The 1,487-nt window shown below is 55.6% G+C and carries 2 protein-coding genes; one reads left to right on the top strand and one right to left on the bottom strand.

Going from position 1 to position 1,487, the window contains the following annotated elements:
• Positions 1-731, top strand: a 731-nt coding sequence (locus tag V6767_RS22640; RefSeq protein ID WP_448475497.1) for a hypothetical protein, incomplete at its 5' end; no start/stop codon positions are given.
• 160 nt (positions 732-891) lie between these two features.
• Here the strand turns inward: V6767_RS22640 and V6767_RS22635 are convergent.
• A partial coding sequence (locus tag V6767_RS22635; RefSeq protein ID WP_448475496.1) for a LysR family transcriptional regulator substrate-binding protein occupies positions 892-1,487 on the bottom strand: 596 nt, incomplete at its 5' end.

Raw genomic sequence — 1,487 nt, 5'->3', positions numbered from 1 at the left:
ATCGTTTCAATCGCTGCAGCATTCAACCTCATAAAATCCGTCCACACGGCCTAGCTAGCATTGAGAGCGTTCCGGTTACGCAAGGTCTTGATGATGACCAGGTCAAAGCGCTCGTTCAAACCACGCAAGCTAAAATCCTGCAGCTTGCCGGCTTGCCGCCGATCGGTTCGCACTGGCCTCTGGTACGCGACGCACTCCAACTCAGCTACGGCTATGCCGCCAGCGAAACAAGGCGCTATGATGACGGCAAATTCCGGATGGTCGAGGGAAATATCCAGGAAGAAGACCTCTCCGACGCCTCCCGCTTTCGTGTCGGCTTCGGCAACAGTGGAGACATGGTCAGCCAAATTTTCGCGAAACAGGGTTTTACGGCCTTTGCCACGACCGAGTTGGGACGCATTGACACGAAAGCCACCGGCCGCGGCCTCGACTGCGACACACCTCATCTGGCCGATGCCTGCGGAATCCTGATCTTCGAGAAGCAGCAGGGTGACTGGATCCTGACGAAGGCCGAAGGTGTCCTGGATCTTAAGGAATCCGATCATGGCCGCGCGCTCGAAACTGTGCTGGACGACGATGTCGACGCCTTCCTTCGCTCCGACCTCACGGTCGCTTACGACCGTGACTGGCTTGCAGGCAAGACGTCGGGATTGCATTTCTCGGGACAGTATGCGCCAGCCGCGCGCTATATCTACCGTGTGGTGTTGGTCAACGTCCGAGCCGAACGTTAGCAAGGGCATCGAGCGTGGAGACACCAAATATCGGAACGCTCGATGCCCTTGCGGATTATACCGAGCTGCCGTTCATGCTTAGCGCGGCGAAGGTCGGTAGCGAGCCCAAAGTACCAGTTACTGCACTATGCGCGAATGTCGGCCATCAATGAGACTACGCCTACACACGCGCAATCTCACGGATCAGATCATTTGTCTCTGGTCTCGTCGTTTGGTGCCGATAACGAAGAGCAGAAACAGTTCGCGAAATTTCAAGGTCGTCGATGAGTATCGAAACGAGGCCCCTATCTGCTGGAATTGCCGTGGTTGGCAAAATCACCGCGCCTAATCCCTGCCGCGCGAGTTCGACTAACCAATCCACGCGATTTGACCGATAGGCCGCGTAGAGTTCGTGACCTTGGTCTGCACATGCCCGATGCAACGCATCGCGCATTTCGCAATTGGGTCGATCGAGCATGTCAGTTTCAGCGAGTGTCGAAAGAGAAATAGCGTTTCGTCCAGACAACGGGTGCGACTTGGACACCACAACCTTGTAGGACTCGTCATAGAGCTGGTCTATTCGATAGAGGTCTTCACTGACCGTCGCCGCTGTGACAACGACGTCAAATTCACCCTCTCGCAATCCGGCCATAAGCTTGGAGGCAGACGCCACGATCAACTCTATTTCGGCTTGCGGCAATCGTGTACGGAAGCGTTCCACGGCGGCTGAAATCCGGTTGTGACCAATCGTTTCGCCAACACCGACAGAAATAGGAA

The sequence above is a fragment of the Martelella sp. FLE1502 genome (assembly GCF_053484255.1).
The sequence above is the reverse complement of the archived record's forward strand: the minus strand, read 5'-3'. Positions and strand labels throughout refer to the sequence as shown.